The following is a 21,548-nucleotide window of genomic DNA, read 5'->3' on the forward strand; positions in this document are numbered from 1 at the left end:
CCACATTCGCCGTGATCAGCGGCTCGATCCGGGACCACTCGCCCCCGGCGAGCCCGCACCCGATCCGTGGCATGTGGACCGACGCGCCGCGCTCCCGGGCGAGGGCGGCCAGGGTGCCCAGGCACTCGCGGATCGCCTCGTAACGGACGGGTGGACCGGCATCGGGCTCGAACCCGGTGCCGGGCCCGGACCGGCCGGATCGGTGGCGTCACCCACGACGTAGGTCAGCTTCTCCATGGCCCGGGATGCTAACGCCGGCCCCCGACAAGAATGCGACCGTCCCCGTACCCGGGCGCGCTCCACGGCGTACGCGCAGATCGGGGTTGATCTGGGGGTTTCGGGCGGCCGAGCGGTGGAACGGAGGGCGTGATTAGCTGGGGGCATGATCGGCGACACCATCGACCCCGCCCGCCTGCAGGAAGTGCTCGACGGGCGGTGGGCGCACATCCGGCAAGCGGTCCGTGACGAGCTCGGCAAGGCCGGGTTCGCGGCGGTGCACGGCGAGACCGGCGCGGAGGCGCGGGCGCGGATCTCCTCGCTGATCAGGCAGATTCCCACCGATGTCGGGGTGGCGTCGGCGTTCCCGAGCGACTTCGGCGGTTCCGACGACCCGGGCGGTTCGGTCGTCGCGGCCGAGATGCTGGCCTACGCCGACCTGTCGCTGATGGTCAAGGCCGGCGTGCAGTGGGGCCTGTTCGGCGGCGCGGTCGTCGCGCTCGGCACCCGGCGGCACCACGAACAGTTCCTGCGCGGCATCATCTCGACCGAGATCATGGGCTGTTTCGCGATGACCGAAACCGGTCACGGATCCGATGTGCAGAAACTCCGGACCACGTGCACGTACGATCCGGCCACCGGCACCTTCGACCTGCACACGCCGCACCCGGCGGCCCGTAAGGACTACATCGGCAACGCCGCCCGCGACGGCCGCATGGCGGTGGTGTTCGCCCAGCTCATCACCGGTGGGCGCAGTCGCGGGGTGCACGCCTGGCTGGTGCCGCTCCGGGACGCCGGCGGCAACCCGATGCCGGGCGTGACACTGGGCGACGCGGGACACAAGGCCGGGCTGCTCGGGGTCGACAACGGGCGGATCAGTTTCGATCACGTCACCGTGCCGAGGGACATGCTGCTCGACCGGTACGGCCAGGTCGCCGAGGACGGCACGTACACCAGCCCGATCGAGAACGACACGCGGCGCTTCTTCACGATGCTGGGCACGCTGGTTCGCGGGCGGGTCACGGTCGGCGGCGCGGCGTCGGCGGCCACGCGGGCGGCGCTGACGATCGCGATCCGGTACGGCGAGAGCCGCCGCCAGTTCGGGGTGCCGGGCGACGAGCGGGAGGTGGTCCTCAACGACTACCTCGCCCACCAGCGCAAGCTGCTTCCGGCGCTGGCCACGTCGTACGCCTATGCCTTCGCCCAGGAAGAGCTGGTCGGCACGCTGGCCGACGTGCAGTCCGGCCCCGGCCCGGTCGACGAACACCGGCAGCGCGAGTTGGAGTCCCGCGCGGCCGGTCTGAAAGCGATGCAGACCTGGCACGCCACGCACACCATCCAGATGTGCCGGGAGGCGTGCGGCGGCGCCGGATACCTGTCGGAGAACCGGCTGCCCGCGCTGAAAGCGGACACGGACGTGTTCACCACGTTCGAGGGCGACAACACGGTGCTGCTGCAGTTGGTCGCGAAGGGCCTGCTCACCGGCTACCGGGACGCGTTCGGATCGCTGGACGGCTGGGGTCGCGCCACGTTCGTCGCCGAGCAGGTCCGCGAGATGGTCCTCGAACGCACCGCCGCCCGCGGCCTCATCCAGCGCCTGGTCAGCGCCGTTCCCGGGCGGGGCGAAGAGGTCGCCGTCACCGACCGCGGCTGGCACCTGACCATGTTCGAGGACCGGGAGAAGCACGTCCTCGACGGTGCGATCCGCCGTCTGCGCAACGGCGCCGCGACCAAGAAGGACCGGCCGTTCGAGATCTTCAACGACGTGCAGGACCACGTGCTGAAGACGGCGACCGCCCACATCGACCGGATCACCCTGGAAGCGTTCGTCGCCGGTATCGAACGCGCCACCGACCCGGCCGTGAAGTCGCTGCTCAACCGGCTCTGCGACCTGTACGCGCTGACCACGATCGAAGCCGACCGCGGCTGGTTCCTGGAACACGGCCGCCTCACCCCGGCCCGGTCGAAAGCCGTCACCGGCGTGATCAACGACCTGCTCCGGGAGTTGCGGCCCCACCTGCCGGTGCTGGTGGACGCGTTCGCGATCCCGGACGAGTGGCTGAACGCGGCGATCCTGCGGGAGGAGCCGGGCCGCCAGGAAGCGATGGCGGAGGAGGACGCCCGGGTCGCCTCCGCCTGACCACGGTTCGGACGTCCGCGCAGCCGGTCGGCGTGGAGAGCGGACGAGCCGGCCGGCATCGACGGCGGACGAAGCCGGTCGGCGCGGTGGCGGCCCGTGCTGCGGTCGCGCGTTCGCGGAGCGTGGCCCTCGGAGTGGCGGCTAGAAGGCGGCGTCGTAGAGCGCCTGCAGCCCCTCCGCGTCCGCCTCGCCGCTGTAGCCACACGTGATGACGCTGCCCTGGGACGCCGCGACCAGGTACTTCTTGCCCGCCTCGAAGGATCCGCTGCCCATCAGGCCCTCCGAGGCGCCGGGCGCTTGCGGCACCTCGATCAGGTCCACCGGGCCGCCCTTGTAGAGCTTGGTGACCTGCAGCGTCACCGTCTCGCCGGTGATGTCGCGCACGGTCGCGGCGAACGCGAGGTCGGCCCGGGAGGTGAGCACCCCGGCCTTCGGTTCCACGCATTTCGCCGCGATCCCGGCCGCGGTGAGCCGGGTGACGACGGGCGCGGCCGATGCCGGGGTGGCCGCGGCCGGCGGTGGCGCGGCGGTGGTCGAGGGGCCGGACGCCGGCCGCAGGGTCAGCCAGCCGATGACGCCGGCGGCGACGAGGACAACGGCGGCCGCGGCGGCGAGCAGAGCGGGCCGGGACCGGCGGGACGGGGTCGCGGGCCGGGTGGAGGCGTCGGCGAACGGGGTGGCCATGGTCTGCTCCAGGAGGTGGTCGACGCGGGCGGGAGGCAGCGGTGGCAACGACGCCGCCGGGTCGGCGCGGCGCAGGGTGGTGCGCAGCTCGTCGTCGGTCACGGCCGGCTCCCTTCTGTCGACTCCTCATGTCCGGCAGTCTCGATCAGCTTTCGCAGCCGTTGTTTCGCGCGGTGCAGCCGGATCGTCGCGGCGTTCGCGGAGACGCCCAGGACCAGGGCGATCTGTGGGGGCGTGAGGTCTTCCCAGGCCCACAGGCGCAGCAGTTCGGCGTCCTCCGGGCGCATCGCGGCGAGGACGGCGGTCAGATCAGTTCCGGTCGCGGTGGGGTCGGGCGCGACTTCCGGCGGCGGGTCCAGGGTGGCGATGCGCGCGGCCAGGCGGGCTTGGCGGCGGCGTCCGCGGTCGGCGTTCGCGAGGCAGTTGCGGGCCACGCCGTACGCCCAGGGAAGGTGCTCCTCGGGTATCTCGTCCAGTCGGCGCCAGCAGATCAGGAGCGTTTCGGACAGGACGTCGTCGGCGGTCGCCGGGTCGGTGCGCCGGGCCAGGTAACGGCGCACGGCGTCGATCACCGCCGGGGCGATCGCCTCGAAGCGCTCCCGGCGATGATCCACGTTCACGAACTCCACCCTGCTTCATGTCCGGCAAGGGGCGGGGACTTTCACGTGTTCGGCATGTCGTCGCCGGGCCACTCCGGCAACGGGGAGATGACCGCGTGCTCGTGCGTACCTCGGTCGCGAACCGTCCGGACCGAGCCCCGGCTCCGGGCACCCGCACCACGCAGCGCGGCCGACCGGCCACCCGCGAACAGCCGTCCGTTGTGGACGATCGGCCGTTCGCACGATGCCGGTCGCATTACCGGAGCCACCCGAATGGATTACCGCCCGGCCACCGGGAACGAAAGCGTGCAATGCTGCGGGCCGACATCCGGCGAACCGGGAGAAGTGTGAAGTGTTCGACGAGAACGACAGCCTGGGACTCGCCGGAGTCCTGGAGGCGCTCCGCGCGGAGATCGCCACGGCACAGGAAAATGCCCACGAGGCGAAGATCAATTTTCCGATCACCGGCGTGACGGTCGAGATGAAGGTCGCGGTCACCCGCCATGTCGACGGAAAAGCCGGCTTCCGAGTGCCTCTGACCGTCGATCTGAGCGCCAAGGGCGGATGGAGATCGGAGTCCCTGCAAACGGTCACCGTCAACCTGGACGCGCCGGTCGCCGCATCCGGCCTGCCGGTCCGAGTGAATTCCTCAGCGAATGCGGAAAAGGGATAACCCCGCCCGCAGTTCCGAGTTCCGTGACCGGATCGTCGAGGTCATCGCCGATCTGGGTCCTGACGCGCCCGTCCGGTACCGGTACGGTTCCGGCTGTGTCGTTGCTCCGCACACGGTTCTGACGGCGGGGCACGTCGTCCACGGCGCGGTCGCGGTGAAGGTCCGCAACCGGCACAAGGAAAGCTTCGCGGCTGATCTCGCCGCATCACTTCTGAGTCCGCCCGGCTCGCGACTGGACATGGCGATCATCGCCCTCGCCGAGTCGGCACCGCTGCTTTTCCGGCCACTTCGGATTGCCCTGGTGGATCGAGCCTGCCCGGACCCGAACATGGTTCGTGGCTGCGAGACGTTCGGCTATCCCGATTTCATGGAGTACCGATCGACGCCGGACTCCGGCATGATCCGGGATGTCGTTCACGTCCGCGGAGACATCTCGCTGATCTCCAGCTCGGTGGACGGCCTGCTCACCCTGCAGGTGTCGGCCCAGCCACGACCGTTGCCCGAAGGCGAGCTCGCAGCCGGCCGATCGGAGTGGTCCGGCATGTCGGGAGCGCCGGTGTTCGCCGGCGACCACCTCATAGGTGTCGTCACCGAACATCGGCTCCCACAGGGAACGTCGTCGATCTCGGTGTCGGCGCTCGCGGATCTGCTCGCCACCGATGAGACGACGGATGCCTTCCCCGATGCCGCCGAGTGGTGGACGCGCCTGCATGTCGCCGATCCGCGGCGGCTGAGACGGGTGCCCCGCTCGGTCGCCGCCAGAAGGCGAACCCTCGCGGCCGCTTTCGGAGCCGCCGTCTTCCTGATCGGCTCGGTGCCGACGGCCGGAACGGTGGTCACCTGGCTCCGGCAGCGAGACGACGGGCACGGACCCGAGGCGACTTCCGCGTTCCGTACGAACATCGACTGGGACGAGCTCGCGCCGGACGATCCCGCGACCGGCGCCGTGCGGTATCGCACCGTATTCGCCACCTCGGCGGACGGCTGGCCCCGACGGAGAACCGGCTCGCACGTCCTGGCGTACGCGAACAACACGTATGCCATGACGATCCGGAAACCCGGCACGATCGTCACGGTGCGCTCGCCCGTACACACCTCGGGAACACATGAGATCGTCTCCGGCACCGCGACGATCAGGGGTGGCGCGGGAAGCTGGGGGGTGTGGTGCCGGGGATCAGGCCGGGACGACGCCGACCGGTACGAGTTCCGGCTGAGTCACTCCGGCGCGGTGGAGATCGTCGAGCCGGAAGTCGCACCGACGGGCTGGGTCAAGATCAACGGGCTGGACATGAGCAAACCGGTGACCTTGACCGCCCATTGCGACGACTCGGACGCATCCGAGCCTGTCCATCTCCGCCTCGCCGTCAACGGGCGAGCAGTCATCGACTACGCCCCACGAGGCCGCTTGCTCGGTCCCGGGAACACCGGATTCCAGGCCTATTCGTTCGGCGATGTCAGTGGCGGCGAATTCGTCGTCGACCTCATCGACTTTCAATCCGGGGATTCTTGACCGGACCGCCTACCAGCATTTGTACGTGCGCGCGTCCACAACGGTCTTACGGCCCGTCAAGGTCCAGACCTTGTGCGATTTTGTGACGACCCAGTCGCACGAGACCTGACCGGTGCAATGGACGCTGCTCGAGCGACCGTTGCTGATCGTGGTCGACGTTGTCGTGTTGCACACCCGATGGGCTTGGCCGGGAGAAGCGGTCACCAGCACACCAGCGGTAGCGACGGTGAGCGCCAGGACGACACCACGGATTCGATGCTTCGCCATTCGATCCCCCAAGCAATAAAGTAATGCCGTGGAAGAAATCAGGTTATAACTTGATCCGCAGCATTCAACCACCAATTCGGGTGACATCGGCCGTACACATAATTTGATCTACCGCCCATCGGGCGCCGGAATCGACGAGCACGAGGGGACGAGCGAACCGGCGAGAAGCAATCGGGACAGGACCGGGAACGGTGACCGATCCCGCGGGCAAGGGCGGCACGTCACGGTTCCGGGCATGCCGCGGCGCGGGGTGCAAAGGGCCGGGGTCCGGGTGGACGTGCCGGTGGACGCGCACGGATCACCTGCGGGGCCGATCCGGATCGCGCGGGGCGCTGCGGCTGATGCGTCCGTGGTGGCCGAGCAGTGGACGATGCCGTTTCTGGGGCTTGTTCGTCGCGGCGGCCGGCTTCGATCGACTCCGACCGTTCCGGCACGCTTCTCGCCATCCGTGACACGTCTCGCTGCCTGTGACACGCGGAAGCGCCACGCGACCGGGCCGGGGGCCGGGTCGGTGGCGCTTCACGACGTACGGGGAAATCGGTGGGGGAAAAGGGCAGCAATGTTGCGCTGCGTCACTCCTCGCCGGCGCCGAGGTGCCACGGGACGACGAGCGGGTGGCGCTCCTCGTCGCGCGCGGCGAGGCCCTCCATCGATCGCATGTATTGCCGGCGCGTGATGTCGCCGTCCATCAGCTGGGTGCAGAGCACGCCTTCCAGGCTCTGAGGCGCGAAGAACGCCTCGGGCACCAGCAGCGGTTCTTCCGCTTTGCGCGCTTCGGCGCGGACCCCCCGCACTGCGAGCACGCAGGCGGCGACCAGGACCAGGATGAGCAGGAACAGGATCAGCATCGCCACCGCCTTGTCGGATCTGGAGCGGACCGAACTCGTCCGCCTTGTCAAAGCAAACGGATCACCGGGCGTATTGGTTCGACGGTTTCGCGATGATCTCCGTCAGGTGCGGATCCGGGCTTCGCCGCCGGCTTGCAACCGGCCGCCGGTTGTGCGGACCAGGATGGTGGCGGGGTGGCCGAGCCGGTCACCCATATCGACGCTTATTTCCGGTACGCCGAGAGCCGCCGCCAGACCCGACGAGCTGTTGACGTTGGCGATGTCCTCGGGCACGCCGATCGACGGCGCGAACATCCGAGCGGCGTACCGGCCCGGTGCGACCGGGTGGTAGACGAAGCAGCCGAGCAGGCCCGCCGCGTCGCACGCCGAGCGCAGTGCCGGAAGGTCCGGGTCGACCCGGGAAGCCGACGTCACCGGGATCAGCAGCCGCCACCGCCCGGTCGAGGCCGCCACCACCCCGGGATGCGCCGGGCCCAGCCCGAGCGCCGCGAGCACCGCGCTCACGTCACCCGGGTCCCGCAGCCTCACCGGCGCCTGCTCGAACCAGGCCCGCGAACCGTCGACCCACCCGCGGAGAATGCGCCCGGAGATCCGCAGCGTGAACTCACCGCCGCGGCCGAGCCGGTCGGCGAGCCAGGTCAGCGCCGCCACCGTCCCGTGCCCGCAGGCCGGCAACTCCCCCGTCGAGGTGAAGAACCGGATGTCGGCTATGTCACCACCGAGAGTCACGTACGCGGTGTGGGAGGCACCGGGGTGAGCGCCCCGCGCCGGCGTGTCCTGGAGAACCACCGTGGGGCTGCCGCCCCGGCCGTCGCGCAGGCATGCGTCCACCATCACCGTCCCAGCTTCCACGATCGGGTACGGGGGATGTCCAGCCCCGGTGATCTCTGGCTAGTGTCCAACTGTGCCCGGAAAATCCGGTTCACTTCCGAAAAATCAGTAAATGCGTGCTGTGCGCAACCGGGCCGTCTGTCCACATTGCTCAGGGAGCACGATGCCCTACGACTACGACAGCTTCAGCCGCCTCGCCGGGTCCCCGGACCCGGCCCCCGATGGCGACTACCGGGTCCGTCTCAAGCGGCTGACCCGCCATCGCCCGGTACGCAGCCTCCTGATCGCGGGTTTCGCGTTCACGCTGGAGGCGACGTTCTTCGGCTGGCTGCTCACCTCGGCCGACCTGGCCGGCGGGCTCAGCGTCCCGACCCTGACCATGGTCGTCGCGATTGCTCTGATCGAACTGTTCCGCCTGGTCAACGTGGTGACGCTCTGTCTCGCCACGCTGCGGGCGCGCGATCCGGTGCCGGTCCCGCCGGACCTCCGGCTGCGGGTCGCCTTCCTCACCACGATCGTGCCCGGCAAGGAGCCGATCGAGATGGTCGAAGGGACCCTGCGGGCGGCGCGACGCATCCACGAGTGCCCCGACGTCTGGCTGCTCGACGAGGGCGACGACGCCGAGGTCAAACAGATGTGCAAGCGCGTCGGCGCGAATCATTTCAGCCGTAAGGGCGTACCGGAATGGAACGCCGGCGGCGGCGCCTTCAAGGCGAGGACGAAACACGGGAACTACAACGCCTGGGTCGACGCGCACGGCGACGAGTACGACGTGTTCGTCTCGGTCGACCCCGACCACGTGCCGTTGCCGTCGTTCTGCGAGCGCCTCCTCGGCTACTTCCGCGATCCGGACGTGGCGTTCGTGGTCGGGCCGCAGATCTACGGCAACTACGACAACCCGGTCACGCGGTGGGCGGAGTCGCAGCAGTACCTGTTCCACTCGCTGCTGCAACGGGCCGGCAACAAGCTGGGCTCGCCGATGCTGGTGGGGACGAACAACGCCGTGCGCATCGACGCACTTCGCAGTATCGGTGGTCTTCAGGATTCGATCACCGAGGACATGGCGACCAGCCTGGCGATCCACGCGACCCGCAACCCGGCGACCGGCCGGCGCTGGAGTTCGGTCTACACGCCCGACGTGCTGGCGGTCGGCGAGGGCCCGTCCTCCTGGACCGACCTCTTCAGCCAGCAACATCGCTGGTCGCGCGGCACCGACGAGGTGTGCCTGACCGGTTTCTGGAAGAAGATTCCAGGCTTGGGCGTACGCCGTTCGCTGCACTACGGCCTGCTGATGGCGTACTACCCGCTGACCGCGATCGCGTGGCTGCTCGGCACGGCGACCGCTTTCGGTCACATCGTGCTCGGGTTCCGCGGCGTGCAGGTGCCGCAGCAGGTGTGGTCGATGCTCTACGTCGACGCCGCGCTCTTCCAGGTCGGGCTCTACCTGTGGAACCGCCGGCACAACGTCAGCCCGCACGAGGAGGCCGGCTCGTCCGGGCTGACCGGGATGCTGCTCTCCACGCTGTGCGCGCCGGTCTACGTCGCCTCGTTCCGGCAGACGATTCTGCGGCAACGGGCCGGGTTCGTGGTAACGCCGAAGGGTGACTCGGCCAGCCCCGACCGGATCGCCACCTTCCGGGCGCATCTCAACTGGGCCGCGTTCTTCGCGTTCCTGCTGGTCACCGCCGTGGTCACGGGTCGTACGCACGGCCTGATGTGGCTGTGGCCGGCACTCAACCTCGCTCTCTGCCTCGCTCCGCCCGCGCTCTGGGCCTTCCGGCGCCGTCCGTCGCCCACGCCCGCGGTCATCCCCTGCCAACGAACAAAAGAGCCGATGAGGACGTACGCATGATCCCCCGACCCGAACCCACGCCGGCCCGGCGACTGCTCCGGAGCCTGGCCGTCGTCCCCGCCGCGGCCGCCGTGCTCGCCGCGAACCGCCCGATCGCGGTCTTCGCCGCCGACGAGTACCACCAGTTCAAGATCGATCGGCCGGCCTACAAGGAGACCTACGGCCACTGGTCGATGCTCGCGGTGCCGGGCGCCTTCACGATCAACGCGATCCACGCCGCGCTGCTCAGCACCGGCAAGGTCCTGATCGTCGCCGGCTCCGGCAACAACCGGCAGAACTTCGAGGCCGGCACGTTCAAGACGATCCTGTGGGACCCCGCCGCCGACAAGTACTCGCTGATCCCGACCCCGACCGACATGTTCTGCGGCGGGCACACGTTCCTCGCCGACGGGAAACTCCTGGTCGCCGGGGGCACCAAGTCGTACGAGGTGCTGCCGGAGAACATCACGTTCGCGGCCGGCGTCATGAAGATCAAGAACGAGTCGCCCGACGGTGGCCCGCTCCCGGTGAAGAAGGGCACCATCTTCGTCGCACCGGACGGCAGGCAGTACGCGACCCGCGTCGACGTCACCGTTCCGGCCGCGGCGAAGATGGTGCACGCCGGGACGACCATGGTGCACGCCGGCGAGGTCGAGGTCTGGGTCGACGCGCTGATCGCCGGGGACAGCCAGGTGATCGAGCAACCCGCGCAGTACCGCATCGCCGGGCTGACCGGGGCCGCCGCCCACAACCTGTACGGGGTGGCCGACAAGATCAGCCGGGACAAGCAGGAGTACGGCGGCGACAACACGTCCTACGAGTTCGACCCGGCCGCCGAACGTTATGTCCGTACCGGGGATCTCACCGACCACCGGTGGTACCCGACCCTGGCCCCGCTGTCCGGCGGCAACGTCATCGCCGTGTCCGGGCTCGACCAGTTCGGCCGGATGCTGCCCGGGCGCAACGAGGTCTACTACGCCAAGGACAGACGCTGGGTCGCCACCCCCGGACTCACCCGCCCCTTCCCCACCTACCCGGCACTGTTCGTCACCCGGGACGAACGACTCTTCTTCTCCGGGTCGAACGCGGGCTACGGGTCGGCCACGGTAGGCCGTACCCCCGGATTGTGGAACCTGAAGAACAACGACTTCCAGCCGGTTCCCGGCCTGCGTGACGCGACGATGACCGAGACCAGCGCGTCAGTGCTGCTGCCCCCGGCCCAGAAGCAACGCGTGATGATCCTCGGCGGCGGCGCGGTCGGCGACTCCCCCGTCTCCACCGCCCGCACAGCCATCGCCGACCTGTCGGTGAAACACCCCGTCTACGAACCCGGGCCGGACCTGCCGAACCCGACCCGGTACCTCAACGCCGTGATCCTGCCCGACGACACCGTCTTCACCAGCGGCGGCTCGGCCGGATACCGCGGCGGCCCCTACCACGGGCAGATGCGCAGCGACCTGCTCACCGCCCAGATCTACGACGTGGAGAAGAACGTCTTCCGGACCGCGGCCGCCCCCACGGTCGGCCGCGACTACCACTCGGAGGCCCTGCTCCTGCCGGACGGGCGGGTGATCACCATGGGCAGCGACCCGATCTACGACCGGACCGGCAAGAACCCCGGCGTCTTCGAACAACGCATCGAGATCTACAGCCCGCCGTACCTGTTCAAGAGCCCACGCCCGGCGATCGTCGCCGGCCCGGCCGAAGTCGCCCGCGGCGCCGTCGTCCAGTACGCCACCCCCGACGCCGCCCGCATCGAGACCGCCCGCCTGATCCGCCCGGCCGCGGTCACCCACGCCACCGACCTGGACCAGCGCTCGGTGGCGCTGCCGCTACGCCGTACCCCCGGCGGGGTGATGGTCCAGGTGCCGAAGGAGCGAGGGGTGATCCCGCCGGGCTGGTACATGCTCTTCCTGACCGACACGGCGGGCGTCCCCTCCACCGCCAAATGGGTGCACGTCTCCTGAGCCACCCGGCCGGGGGGGGGGGGGGGGGGGGGGGGCGGGGGCGGGCGCGCGGGGCGCGCGCGCCCCCGGCGCCGGGGCCCGCGCGCCACCCCCCCCCCCCCCCCCCCGCCCGCGCCCCCCCCCCCCCCCCCCGCCGCGCCCCCCCCCCCCCCCCGCGCCCCCCCCCCCCCCCCCCCCCCCCCCCGCCCCCCCCCCGCCCCCCCCCCCCCGCCCCCCCCCGGCCGTTCGCCCGCTCGAGCGGCACGTGCCGGTCACCACCACTGCACTCCGGCCGACCTCGCGAACCGGGCTCGAGCGTGGTCATCGGGCCCGGGTGAGCCGGCGAACCTCAGCTGGTGGCCAGGGACAGGGCGTACTCCGGCCACCACTGGCCCGCTTCCGGGGCGCCGCGGCCGCACGCGCCGTCGGATTCGCCGGGGCGTTTCACCCACAGGTAGGCGTCGACCCGGGGATTGCCGGTCTGCGTGGTGGGCGCCGGGCCCAGGGCCCGTCCGGGCGGGTTGCACCAGTGTCCGTCCCCGGGCCCCTCGGTGCGGGCCGGGCCGTTGCCGTTGCGACTGGTGTCGATGACGAAGTGCTTTCCACCGAGGCGGTCGGAGATGGCCGTACCGTAATCGATGTTGGCTTCGGTGGTCTCGAAGTTGGCGACGTTGAGGCTGAAACCGTCCGCGTCGGCGACACCGGCTCGGCGCAGGGAATCGACGACCCGGTCGACGTCCTTGACCCAGCCCGGATTGCCTCCGTCGAGGTAGACGCGCACCCACGGATCGGCTTTCAAGGCCCGGATCGCCTCCCCGAGCAGCTGATATCGCTCCTGGGTGGACTCCGGGGAAAGACAATTCTGCAGTACGTGCGTGACCGCGTCCGGCTCCAGGACGACGAGCGCCGGGGAGCCGTTGATCGCGGCGGCCAGCTGCGTGATCCACGCCCGGTAGGCGGCGGCGTCGGGCGCGCCGCCGCCGGAGTGACCGCCGCAGTCGCGCTGCGGGACGTAGTAGGCGACCAGGACCGGGGTCCGGCCGGCCGCCCGCGCGGCGGTGACCAGGTCACGGGCTTCGTCGGCGAACCCGGGGTCGGCGTCGGCGAACCAGACCGCGGTCGGCGCGTCCGCGATCCGGCGTACCGCGGTGGCGTCCCCGACCCGGCCTTCGGCCTCCCACTGCTGGACCTGGGCGACGGCCGGCCCGGACGGCTGGGTGTAGAACTGTTCGACGGACGCGGACGGGCTCGCCGTCGTCGGGGCGGGCTGGGGTGCCGGGTCGTCGGAACAGCCCACGAGGACCGAGCAGGCGGCGACGGCCAGGGCCGCGGAACGAACTCTCATAACCCCTTCACGGTCCGTCGAACTGGTAGAAAACGCACCGTACCGCCTCATCGGGCGCTGGTGACCACACCGGGGACGCCGTTTCGCCGGAATCCATGAGAAGCACCCGCTCGGGCGACGCGTACGCGTAGATGTTCCCCTCGACGCGGGAACCATCCGGCGGATCCGGTGACCTGGACGGAGTATGGGATTCTGCCGTCGGGCTGAGTCCCACCGATGGTGTCGGGGGCTGCTGCTAGCGTTCCCGGCCGTGTGGAGTGAGGAAGTCGTGGCGGGGCGGGCGGCCTGGCGGCACGTCCCGTCCGGAGTGGTGTTCCGCGAGGTGCCCGGCGGCGTGTTCCGGATGGGCTTGTCCGAGGCCGAGCTGGAGGCGGTCCGCGTGATCGAGCGGGACGGCGGCGTCGAGGACACTGTCGAGCCGTTCTTCGCCGCGGCCGGGGACGCCCAGCCGGTGCGGGAGGTGCGGGTCGAGCCGTTCCTGATCGCGCGGCACCCGCTGACGGTCACGCAGGTGCAGCACTGGCTGCCCGGCTACGAGGACGACTACGCCGACGCGGACTCCGGCACGGCCCGGCTCGGGGACGACCTCGGCGACCTGCTCGAGGTGTTGCCGTTCCGGCTGCCCAGCGAGGCCGAATGGGAGTACGCGGCGCGGGCGGGAACGACGACGCTGACCTTCCGCGGCGACGGCAAACCCGAGGAGGAGTGGCTGATCCACGACTTCGCCGACGAGGAGCGCACGGCCGCCGCGGAGAACGCGTTCGGGCTGGCCGGCATGGGCTCGGCGAACGAGATCTGCGCCGACGTGTGGATCCCCGGCTTCGACGGCGCCCCGGCGGACGCCCGACCGCGACTCGGCGACGGCGCCCGTACGGTCCGCGGCGGCGCGGCCGACATCTCCCCCTGGCAGGGCTGCGACGAATGGTTGCTGCTGCTCTCGTCCACGCGTTACGAGCACTACGACTTCACCGCCGTACGCCCGGTCGCCGCCCGGCCGGCCCGCTGATGCCGCACGCCCGCCTGGTCACGACCCTGGACGGCCTGTCCGAACCGGTGTGCGGCGGCTCGCTGCTGATGCAGCGCAGGGACGACGAGGTGGTGGTCCGGGCGCGCGGCGGCGACCGACCGGCGCGCCGCTTCGCCGCGCCGCGGGCCGATCGAGTATTCGTTTCCGGTGCCCGAGCCGCCCGGTGCGGCCGGCCCGGGCACCTGGTGCACCACGGCCGCGGGCGGGTCGGCACTGCATGTCTGGACCGTTCAGGTCCTCTTGCGGAAGACGTCGATGAGGAACCACTCGTCCTCGTGGTGGATGAGGCGGTCCAGTTCGGGGCGGGCCGCGACCTCCGCGTGCACGTTGAAGCCGTCGTAACCGCCGGGGTTCTCGCGGTCGCGGAAGTGGGCGAGGAGCAGGTCGCCGCCCTCCTCGAGGCGGGTGAGCAGGCCGTCGACGGTGAGCTGCAGGTCGTCGGCGGAGAGGTAGTACAGCAGGTCACCGATGACGATCAGGTCGTACGTCCCGGTGGGCAGTTCGGCCGGGAGCAGGGCACGTTCGACGCGTACGTGCGGAAGGCCGGCGGCGGCTGAACGGGCCTGGACCACCGCTTCCTCGACCGCGTCGGTGGCCAGCAGCGCGTCGCAGCGGGCGGCGAGCATCACGCTGAGCACACCGACGGCGCAGCCGGGTTCGTAGCCGCTGCGGTAGCGGGCGCGCGGCAGGCTCGCCATTGCGACCGCGTATTTACGCTGGTCGCTCCACTTGCTCTCGTTGTCCCAGGGGTCGTCCTTCGCCTCGTAGAGGCCGATGAAGTGGTCGAGGGAGTAGGACTTCTCCGGCGGCTGGGCGTCACCCTGGGTACGTGTCACCCCGCGATTCTGCCCCTCCGGCGACGCGCGCGAGTCGTCAGGGGCGGTGAGCCGGCCGGGCGGCGGGCTCACCGCCTCAGGTCAGCCGACGGAGACGGTGACCGTGCCGATCGTGATGCGGTGGTCGGAGCAGGAGCCGGCCGGGTAGTCGTCGGTCGCGGCGACGCCGGTGCAGGCGGTGGAGATGCTCAACGAGTCGCCGCTGTAGCCGCCGACGATGCGGCTCTGCCGGGCGAAGATCAGGTCGATCTTGGCGAGCCCGCCGCACGGCGGTGTGCTGCCGGGCGTGCCGGTGGCCGTCCACTCGCCGTAGCCCAGGCAGTTGCCCGAGTCGTTGTCGTCGAGCTCGCGGTAGGCGCCGGTGTTGCCGCTGTTGTTCGCCACGTTCAGCGTCGACGAGTACCACCCGTTGAGCCGGCCGTAGTGGGGCTGGGCGTTGAAGTCACCGGCGATCAGCGCGGTGTCGCCCGCGGTGTTGAAGTCCTCCATGCGGTCGAGCACGTAGTCGAGCTGGTTCTCGTTGTGCTTCTTGCCGTTGGCGGCGACGACGTTGCTGGTGGTGATGTGCGTCGTGCAGAAGTGCACCTTCGGCTGGGCGGTCGGCGCGACGCAGGTCAGGCTGCGCTGCTCGGCGGTCCCGTCCGAGGGCAGTGTCCAGCGCTGCGCCCCGAGCAGCGGAAGTTTGCTGAACACCGCGTTGCCGAACGGCTCGCCGGCGGAACCGGCGGCGCAGCTGCCGGCTTCCGAGCTGGCGGTGAAGCGGGCGAAGTTGGTGGTGTCGGCCGGCCAGCCGAGCGCGCGCAGCTTGGTGATCAGCGCGTTGAACTGGCTCTGGCAGAGCTCGTTGAACGCGGCGAAGTCGGCGTCACGGTTCACGATCGAGTTGGCGGCGGCGTCGATCAGCCCGTCGGTGGTGCGGCCCGCGTGCAGCTTGGCGCCGCCGACGTTCCACGTCCAGAGGTTGTAGGTGGTGTTCACCGCGGCGGACGCCGGAGCGGTGGTGCCACCGAGAACGAGCAGCGCGCTTGCCGCGGCGACCGCGATTCTCCGTGCCAGAGTCATGTCTCTCCCCGTATTGATCTACTTAAGATCGGCGATGTTTGCACAGCGGAGGAGACCATAGCGGCCGGGTACGACAGAAGAACTCAGCCGGTCTGGACGGCCAGCGTTCCGACCCCGCCCTCCGAGTCGATCTTCACGTCGGCGTTCTGGCCGGAGCGGATCGTGTCGCCCTTGTCCACGCTGTCGTCGGTGTCGCCGTAGAGGGTGACCTCGCCGGCGCCCTTGCGGAAGAACGCGCGGACCGCTTCCTTACCGTCGGTGACGATGCGCCAGGTGCCGATGCCGCCACGTTCCACGATCGGGATGGTCTCCATCTGATCAGGAACGGACATGTCCATGGTCGCGGCGCCGCCGATCAGCTCGATCTCGCCGACCCGGCCGGCGGAGAGGTCGAAGTCGGCCTCGCTGACTCCGCCGCGCATCCGCAACGACCACTTCACCTTGTCGCTGAGCACCACCGTGACCTTGGCCGAGCCCTTCTTCCGGCCGTTCGGCGCGACGGTGACCTTGAGGGTGCCGTCGGCGAACGCGGCCTTCGCGGTGATCGTCGTGTCGTCGCCGACGCCGACCCGGAAGAAGCCGCTGCCGGCGTCGCCGATCGCCACCTGCAGCTCACTGACGCCGTTGACCAGCTCGAACGTCGCGGACGCGGGAATGGGGGGCGGGGTGGAGACGGTGGCCGGCGGCGGCACGACCGTCTTCGGCGCGGTGGACGGGGCGGCCGGCGGGGAGGCCGCGACGGAGACCGGCGGGGTGGCCGGCGGAGTGGCCGGCGGGGTGGCCTCGGCGGTCGCGGCGGGGAGCGGCGCGGGCGGGAGCGCGGCCGGGGTGCCCCCGCCCGACCGGGCGTAGGAGACCGCGGCGAAGACGGCGCCGCCGACCAGCACGGCGACCGCGGCCAGCAGCACCACGGGCTTCCAGTCCATGCCGGTACGCCCGCCGGGGTCCCCGATCCACCGGGTACCGGCGGGATCCTCGTCCGGCGAGTCCTCGGCCGGTGGCCGGGTGTGCAGGGCCGGCCCGGTGCGGGTGGCGTCCACTCCCGGCAGCTCGTAGTGGTCGGCGGGCGGCCCGAACCGGTGCGGCGCGTCGGGCCAGTAATCGGAGATCCGGGGCCAGGCCGGTGGGGTAGCCGACGGATCGTCGGTCTTGGGAACAGGACTCTCCACGCGTACGTCTCCTCGCTGCGGCCGCCCGGCACCCCATGTCCACGCCGGGTGGTCCGCTGAGGTATACGCACCGGCCCGCGGTTCGGTTCGGCACTCGGCGAGAAAAGATTTGTACGCGTTTTCCAGCGAACCCCTTGATATCCGGCACCCGTCCGACAAAGATCCTTATCGCTTCATTAAGTTTGTTTGCGTCAGGTTCTGCAGGAAGCGAATTTCATGCCGGAAGACGACTCCCCCGAGGGGTTGCGGGTCGGCGGCTGGGTGCCGCCGTATTCCCCCGATGTGACGCCCCGCAAAGCGGCGTTCCGGCCCACCATGCCCGCCTCTTTCCCGCCTGCGCCGATTCCCGGTTTCCCGGGCTGGAGCCGCAGGTCCGGGCAGTTCCGCCGGCGGGCCGCCCTGGTGGCCGTCGCGGTCGCCACCCTGGGGGTGGCCGGAGTGACCGCGTCCTCTCTCGGCAGCGCCGAGAAGCCGGGCGACCCGACGTTCCTGGCCGGCGGTGTCCCACCGGCACCGCCACCCGCCCCGACCGTCGCCGTCGCCCCGATCCCCAGTTCAAGCCCCAGTTCCGCCGGGAGCGCTCCCACGACGACCCCCTTGCGCTATCGGCCGACTTCGAGGCCGAGCCCCTCCCCGCCCCGCAGCTTCACCACCACGACCACCACGACCAGCACGACCACGCCCCCGGCCGTCACGGTGAGTGTCGGGTCGACGGTCATCATGCCGCTCGCCGACCGGCCCGGGTTCCGGATCCGGCACCGTAATTTCCTCGGGCGGGTCGACGCCGTCGGAGCGTCCAGCAGCGCGAGCGACCGAGCCGACTCGACCTTCACGGTGCGTGCCGGCCTGGGCAATTCCGGATGCGTCTCGCTCGAATCTGTTAACTATCCTGGCTATTTCATTCGGCACCAGAACTTCGAAATAAAATTGAACCGCCAGGACCGGTCGGATCTGTTCGCTCAGGACGCTACTTTCTGTCCGATCACGATTCGCTCGGGCGCCGCCCTCGCGTTGCGTTCCATCAATTATCCGAAACGCTTCGTCACCGAATCCGACGGCCGCCTGTTCCTCCGGGAGGCCACCGCGGAGCAGGCCCTGGCCCTCGTGCCGGGCACGACGAGCTGACAACGACGTGAACCGGCGCCCGTCGCCAGACGGACGCCGGTTCGGCCCAGCCCGCTGGGTGCTGCTTCAAGGCCCCCGAAGCAGCACCCAGCGCCTGGCCCGTTGATCAGGAGCGCAGGATCACCACGCCTCTGGGCTCGAGAATCCCGTCCGCGCCGAGGTCCACCGGCTCGGACGTGCGGTTGATCAGGAACCGGTGATCCCCGCGCCGGGCCAGCTCCACCCGCCCGCGCAGGGCCGGCGGCAACTCACTGGTCACCCCCGCGGCGTCCAGCAACCCGGGCAGCACCGCGGCGACGCCGTCCGCGCCGAGCCGCGTCGAGACGTACGCCGCGGATCCGGCGCCCACCGCGCGCCGGGTGATCGCCGGGCGTTCCGCCTGTTCACCGGTCTTGTAACGGGCGATGATCTCCACCTCGGGATCGGTCACCTCGATCCGGTCGGTCCAGAGCGTGCCGGTCGTCCCGTTGTCCAGCTCGGCGGTCTCGCCGTCCAGCAGCGGGGCGAACTCCTCGATCCGGATGCCCAGCACGTCGCGGAACGCGCCGGGGTAACCGCCCAGCCAGATCTGGTCGTTCTGATCGACGATCCCGGAGAAGTACGTCGTGACCAGGTGCCCGGTCGCCGCGTAGTCCCGCAGTCGTCCGGCCAGGCCGGCCGGTACCACGTGCAGGATCGGCGCGATCACCATCCGATAGCTCTCCCAGGCCGCACCGGCCGGCACGACGTCGGCGCGGATGCCGTGGTCGAGCAGCGCGGTGTACCAGTCGAGCGCCTCCTGCCGGTACCGCAGCCGATCCGTCGGGTGGGAGTCGTTTTCGGACACCCACCACGACTCCCAGTCGACGAGGATCGCCACCTCGGCCGGAACCCGGTCACTGCCCGCGAGGTCCGCGAGGTCACGCAGCCGCCGGCCGAGCGAGACCACGGAACGGAACAGCGCGCTGTCCTCCCCCGCGTGCGGAACCATCGCCGAGTGGTACTTCTCGGCACCGGCCCTCGACTGCCGCCACTGGAAGAAGCAGACCGCGTCGGCACCGTGGGCCACGTGCGTGAGCGAGTCCCGGTGCAGCTCACCGGGCTTCTTCGCGACGTTGATCGGCTGCCAGTTGACCGCGCTGGTGGAGTGCTCCATCAGGAACCACGGCCTGCCACCGGCGATGTTGCCGGTCAGGTTCGCCGAGAAGGAGAGCTCGTCACGGGCCTGCGGGCCGGGCAGCACGTAGTGGTCGTTGGAGACGAAGTCGACCTCGGCCGCCCAGTCCGGGTAGTTCATGGTGTTCATCTGGCCCATCACCATGAAGTTCGTGGTGACCGGCACGTCCGGGCTGAGCTCGCGCAGCAGGTCCCGCTCGGCGCGCAGGTGGTCCTTGAGCGCGTCCGAGGAGAACCGCTTGAAGTCGAGGTTCTGGGTCGGGTTCGGGTGGGTGGCGGCCTGCCGCGGCGGGATGATCTGGTCCCAGTCGGAGTACCGCTGTGACCAGAAGTCGGTGCCCCACGCCTCGTTCAACCCGTCCAGCGTGACGTAACGGTCCCGCAGCCAGGTGCGGAACGCGGTCGCCGCGTCGTCGGAGTAGTCGTAGACGTTGTGGCAGCCCAGCTCGTTGCTGACGTGCCAGGCGACCACGGCCGGGTGCTTGCCGTACCGGGTGGCCAGCGCACGGACCAGGCGCAACGCGTGCGCCCGGAAGACCGGCGAGGTGGGCCGCCAGTGCTGACGCCCGCCCGGCCACACGGTGTTGCCGAACTTGTCGACCGGCAGGATCTCCGGGTGCCGGGCAGTCAGCCACGGCGGGGGCGACGCGGTCGCGGTGGCCAGGTCGACCCCGATGCCACCGGCGTGCAGCAGGTCGATCACCTCGTCGAGCCACGCGAAGTCGTACACCTCGGGCCGGGGTTGGATCCTGGCCCAGGAGAAGATCGCCAGCGAGACGACGGTGACTCCGGCCTCCTGCATGGCCCGCACGTCCTCGGCCCAGACCTCCCGCGGCCACTGCTCGGGGTTGTAGTCGGCGCCGAACTCCAGGCGGGGCGCCCCGGCGCGGCGCAGCCAGCGCCGGGGCGTCGTGTTGTCCGTTGTCATTTAACCGTGAAGCCCTGTTCCTGGCCGTACTTGACGGAGGTGTCCTGCCAGGCCTTGAGGCCGTCCTGCAGGGTGCTGCCGCCGGTGTAGGCCTTACCGACGGAGTCGTTGTAGACGCTGTTCGCGTACACCTGGAAGGGCAGGTAGTTCCAGCCGGTCGCGACCTCGTTCGCGGCCTCGGCCAGCACCTCGTTGGCCTTCTGGCCGCCCAGGTACGGGAACTCCTTGTTCTTGAAGGCGTCCGCGGTGATCTGCTTGGTGGTCGCCGGGAACGCGCCCTCGTCGGTGCGGCTCTGGGCCCCGTCCCCGACCGTGGCGTACTTCATGAAGCCGTACGCGATGGTCTTGTTCTGGCTTGCCTCGGTGACGGCCAGGGAGCTTCCGCCGTTCTCCGAGGTGACCTTCTCGCCGGAGGCCCACTGCGGCATCGGCGCGACCCGCCACTTGCCGGCCGCGGCCTTGACGCCGGACTCCAGGTTCGGCGGCATCCAGGCGCCGATCACCAGGCTGGCGATGGTGCCGTCGCCGAGGCCCTTGTACCAGGCGTCGCTCCAGCCCGCGACCGGGGCGAGCAGCTTCTTGTCGATCAGGCCCTGCCAGAGGCCGGTCCACTTCTTGGTGCCGGCGTCGTCGAAGTTGACCGTGACGTCGGTGCCGTCGACCTTGTACGGCCGGCCGCCGGCCTGCCAGATCATGCTGGTGGTGAAGCCGGCGTCGCCGCTGTCACTGGTGATCCAGGAGTTCGGGTTGGCGGTGTGCAGCTTCTCGGCCGCGGCGGCGTACTCCTCCCAGGTGGTGGGGACCTGGATGCCGTACTTGTCGAAGACCTCCTTGTTGTAGAAGAGCGCCATCGGGCCGGAGTCCATCGGCAGGCCGTAGATCTTGTCGCCGGAGTGCACCGAGCTCCACGGGCCGGGGGTGAACGTGCCGTCCAGCGACTTCGCGCCGAACGTGTTCAGGTCGGTGACCGCCTTGCCGAGCGCGAACTGCGGCAGCGCGAAGTACTCGATCTGGGCGAGGTCCGGCACCCCGGTGCCCGCCTTGATCGCGTTCTGCAGCGCGGTGTACTGGTCGTTGCCGCTGCCGTTCTTGATCAGGTTGACCTTGACCTTGGGGTACTTGGTCTGGAAGTCAGCGACCACCTTGGTCAGCGTGGGCTCCCAGGCCCAGACGGTGATGCTGCCACCGGCCTGCAGCGCCGATTCGACGTCGGCGTCGGAGACGGTGGTGGACGCGGCCTTCGTGTCGTCGCCGCCGTCGTCGGACGAGCCGCAACCGGCAGCGAGCAGGGCCAAGGACGAGGCGGCGCCGAGAAGCAGGCGCCGGCGGGAGATTTCCATGCGCATTCCTTTTTCT

General features: G+C 70.3%; 17 protein-coding genes. 7 read left to right on the forward strand and 10 right to left on the reverse strand.

Features of this window, described 5'->3' with window-relative positions:
• The first annotated feature begins 382 nt into the window (after positions 1–382).
• Positions 383–2,356: an acyl-CoA dehydrogenase gene (locus ACH442_RS30205; protein ID WP_396341509.1), complete on the forward strand. Its 1,974-nt coding sequence runs from the start codon at positions 383–385 to the stop codon at positions 2,354–2,356.
• Between the two features lie 141 nt (positions 2,357–2,497).
• Here ACH442_RS30205 and ACH442_RS30210 read toward each other — a convergent pair whose 3' ends face one another.
• Positions 2,498–3,142: a hypothetical protein gene (locus tag ACH442_RS30210; RefSeq protein ID WP_396341510.1), complete on the reverse strand. Its 645-nt coding sequence runs from the start codon at positions 3,140–3,142 to the stop codon at positions 2,498–2,500.
• Complete coding sequence (locus ACH442_RS30215; RefSeq protein ID WP_396341511.1) at positions 3,139–3,660, reverse strand: RNA polymerase sigma factor; 522 nt, start codon at positions 3,658–3,660, stop codon at positions 3,139–3,141. Before ACH442_RS30215 ends, ACH442_RS30210 begins: the two co-directional genes overlap by 4 nt.
• 331 nt (positions 3,661–3,991) lie before the next feature.
• Between ACH442_RS30215 and ACH442_RS30220 the strand changes: the two genes are divergently transcribed.
• Both ACH442_RS30220 and ACH442_RS30225 read left to right on the forward strand, forming a co-directional pair.
• Entirely contained in the window at positions 3,992–4,312 is a 321-nt protein-coding gene (locus tag ACH442_RS30220) for a trypco2 family protein (RefSeq protein ID WP_396341512.1), read from the forward strand.
• Positions 4,296–5,822, forward strand: coding sequence for a trypsin-like serine peptidase (locus ACH442_RS30225; RefSeq protein ID WP_396341513.1), 1,527 nt, complete (start codon positions 4,296–4,298; stop codon positions 5,820–5,822). The genes ACH442_RS30220 and ACH442_RS30225 overlap by 17 nt, the downstream gene beginning before the upstream one ends.
• Before the next feature lie 839 nt (positions 5,823–6,661).
• On the opposite strand, the gene ACH442_RS30230 is transcribed toward ACH442_RS30225, so the two are convergent.
• Positions 6,662–6,937, reverse strand: coding sequence for a hypothetical protein (locus ACH442_RS30230; protein ID WP_396341514.1), 276 nt, complete (start codon positions 6,935–6,937; stop codon positions 6,662–6,664).
• A gap of 102 nt (positions 6,938–7,039) precedes the next feature.
• Complete coding sequence (locus tag ACH442_RS30235) at positions 7,040–7,771, reverse strand: PhzF family phenazine biosynthesis protein (protein ID WP_396341616.1); 732 nt, start codon at positions 7,769–7,771, stop codon at positions 7,040–7,042.
• A gap of 160 nt (positions 7,772–7,931) precedes the next feature.
• Here ACH442_RS30235 and ACH442_RS30240 point away from each other — a divergent pair, with 160 nt between their 5' ends.
• Together ACH442_RS30240 and ACH442_RS30245 are read left to right on the forward strand one after the other, a co-directional pair.
• Entirely contained in the window at positions 7,932–9,620 is a 1,689-nt protein-coding gene (locus tag ACH442_RS30240) for a glycosyltransferase family 2 protein (protein ID WP_396341515.1), read from the forward strand.
• Entirely contained in the window at positions 9,617–11,566 is a 1,950-nt protein-coding gene (locus ACH442_RS30245) for a galactose oxidase-like domain-containing protein (protein ID WP_396341516.1), read from the forward strand. Before ACH442_RS30240 ends, ACH442_RS30245 begins: the two co-directional genes overlap by 4 nt.
• Before the next feature lie 328 nt (positions 11,567–11,894).
• Here the strand turns inward: ACH442_RS30245 and ACH442_RS30250 are convergent, their stop codons facing one another.
• Positions 11,895–12,890 carry a glycoside hydrolase family 6 protein gene (locus tag ACH442_RS30250; RefSeq protein ID WP_396341517.1) on the reverse strand — a complete coding sequence of 332 codons (996 nt, stop codon included), beginning with the start codon at positions 12,888–12,890 and terminating at the stop codon, positions 11,895–11,897.
• A gap of 250 nt (positions 12,891–13,140) precedes the next feature.
• Between ACH442_RS30250 and ACH442_RS30255 the strand changes: the two genes are divergently transcribed.
• Positions 13,141–13,896, forward strand: a complete 756-nt coding sequence (locus ACH442_RS30255; RefSeq protein ID WP_396341518.1) for a formylglycine-generating enzyme family protein — start codon at positions 13,141–13,143, stop codon at positions 13,894–13,896.
• A 251-nt stretch (positions 13,897–14,147) separates the two neighbouring features.
• Here ACH442_RS30255 and ACH442_RS30260 read toward each other — a convergent pair whose 3' ends face one another.
• From ACH442_RS30260 to ACH442_RS30270, 3 genes are all read right to left on the reverse strand, one after another.
• On the reverse strand, positions 14,148–14,753 hold the full coding sequence (locus tag ACH442_RS30260) for an SAM-dependent methyltransferase (RefSeq protein ID WP_396341519.1): 606 nt from the start codon (positions 14,751–14,753) through the stop codon (positions 14,148–14,150).
• Positions 14,754–14,834: 81 nt separating this feature from the next.
• Positions 14,835–15,815 (reverse strand): endonuclease/exonuclease/phosphatase family protein, encoded by a 981-nt coding sequence (locus ACH442_RS30265; RefSeq protein ID WP_396341520.1) that lies wholly within the window; start codon positions 15,813–15,815, stop codon positions 14,835–14,837.
• Positions 15,816–15,898: 83 nt separating this feature from the next.
• A complete protein-coding gene (locus tag ACH442_RS30270) occupies positions 15,899–16,984 on the reverse strand; it encodes a hypothetical protein (RefSeq protein ID WP_396341521.1) in 1,086 nt (361 codons plus the stop codon).
• A gap of 720 nt (positions 16,985–17,704) precedes the next feature.
• Here ACH442_RS30270 and ACH442_RS30275 point away from each other — a divergent pair.
• Positions 17,705–18,109, forward strand: coding sequence for an AbfB domain-containing protein (locus ACH442_RS30275; protein WP_396341522.1), 405 nt, complete (start codon positions 17,705–17,707; stop codon positions 18,107–18,109).
• Between the two features lie 106 nt (positions 18,110–18,215).
• Here ACH442_RS30275 and ACH442_RS30280 read toward each other — a convergent pair whose 3' ends face one another.
• Both ACH442_RS30280 and ACH442_RS30285 read right to left on the reverse strand, forming a co-directional pair.
• Positions 18,216–20,192, reverse strand: coding sequence for a beta-galactosidase (locus ACH442_RS30280; protein WP_396341523.1), 1,977 nt, complete (start codon positions 20,190–20,192; stop codon positions 18,216–18,218).
• Positions 20,189–21,532, reverse strand: a complete 1,344-nt coding sequence (locus tag ACH442_RS30285; RefSeq protein ID WP_396341524.1) for an ABC transporter substrate-binding protein — start codon at positions 21,530–21,532, stop codon at positions 20,189–20,191. The genes ACH442_RS30280 and ACH442_RS30285 overlap by 4 nt, the downstream gene beginning before the upstream one ends.
• Positions 21,533–21,548 lie beyond the last annotated feature (16 nt).

This window comes from Actinoplanes sp. NPDC020271 (assembly GCF_044388125.1).
Taxonomy (GTDB): Bacteria; Actinomycetota; Actinomycetes; order Mycobacteriales; family Micromonosporaceae; genus Actinoplanes.

Coding starts and splice junctions, on each gene's coding strand:
- ACH442_RS30245 (WP_396341516.1), top strand. CDS start 9,617: ATGATCCCCCGACCCGAACCCACGCCGGCCCGGCGACTGCTCCGGAGC.
- ACH442_RS30280 (WP_396341523.1), bottom strand. CDS start 20,192: ATGACAACGGACAACACGACGCCCCGGCGCTGGCTGCGCCGCGCCGGG.
- ACH442_RS30235 (WP_396341616.1), bottom strand. CDS start 7,771: ATGGTGGACGCATGCCTGCGCGACGGCCGGGGCGGCAGCCCCACGGTG.
- ACH442_RS30240 (WP_396341515.1), top strand. CDS start 7,932: ATGCCCTACGACTACGACAGCTTCAGCCGCCTCGCCGGGTCCCCGGAC.
- ACH442_RS30285 (WP_396341524.1), bottom strand. CDS start 21,532: ATGGAAATCTCCCGCCGGCGCCTGCTTCTCGGCGCCGCCTCGTCCTTG.
- ACH442_RS30225 (WP_396341513.1), top strand. CDS start 4,296: ATGCGGAAAAGGGATAACCCCGCCCGCAGTTCCGAGTTCCGTGACCGG.
- ACH442_RS30265 (WP_396341520.1), bottom strand. CDS start 15,815: ATGACTCTGGCACGGAGAATCGCGGTCGCCGCGGCAAGCGCGCTGCTC.
- ACH442_RS30275 (WP_396341522.1), top strand. CDS start 17,705: ATGCCGCTCGCCGACCGGCCCGGGTTCCGGATCCGGCACCGTAATTTC.
- ACH442_RS30250 (WP_396341517.1), bottom strand. CDS start 12,890: ATGAGAGTTCGTTCCGCGGCCCTGGCCGTCGCCGCCTGCTCGGTCCTC.
- ACH442_RS30230 (WP_396341514.1), bottom strand. CDS start 6,937: ATGCTGATCCTGTTCCTGCTCATCCTGGTCCTGGTCGCCGCCTGCGTG.
- ACH442_RS30205 (WP_396341509.1), top strand. CDS start 383: ATGATCGGCGACACCATCGACCCCGCCCGCCTGCAGGAAGTGCTCGAC.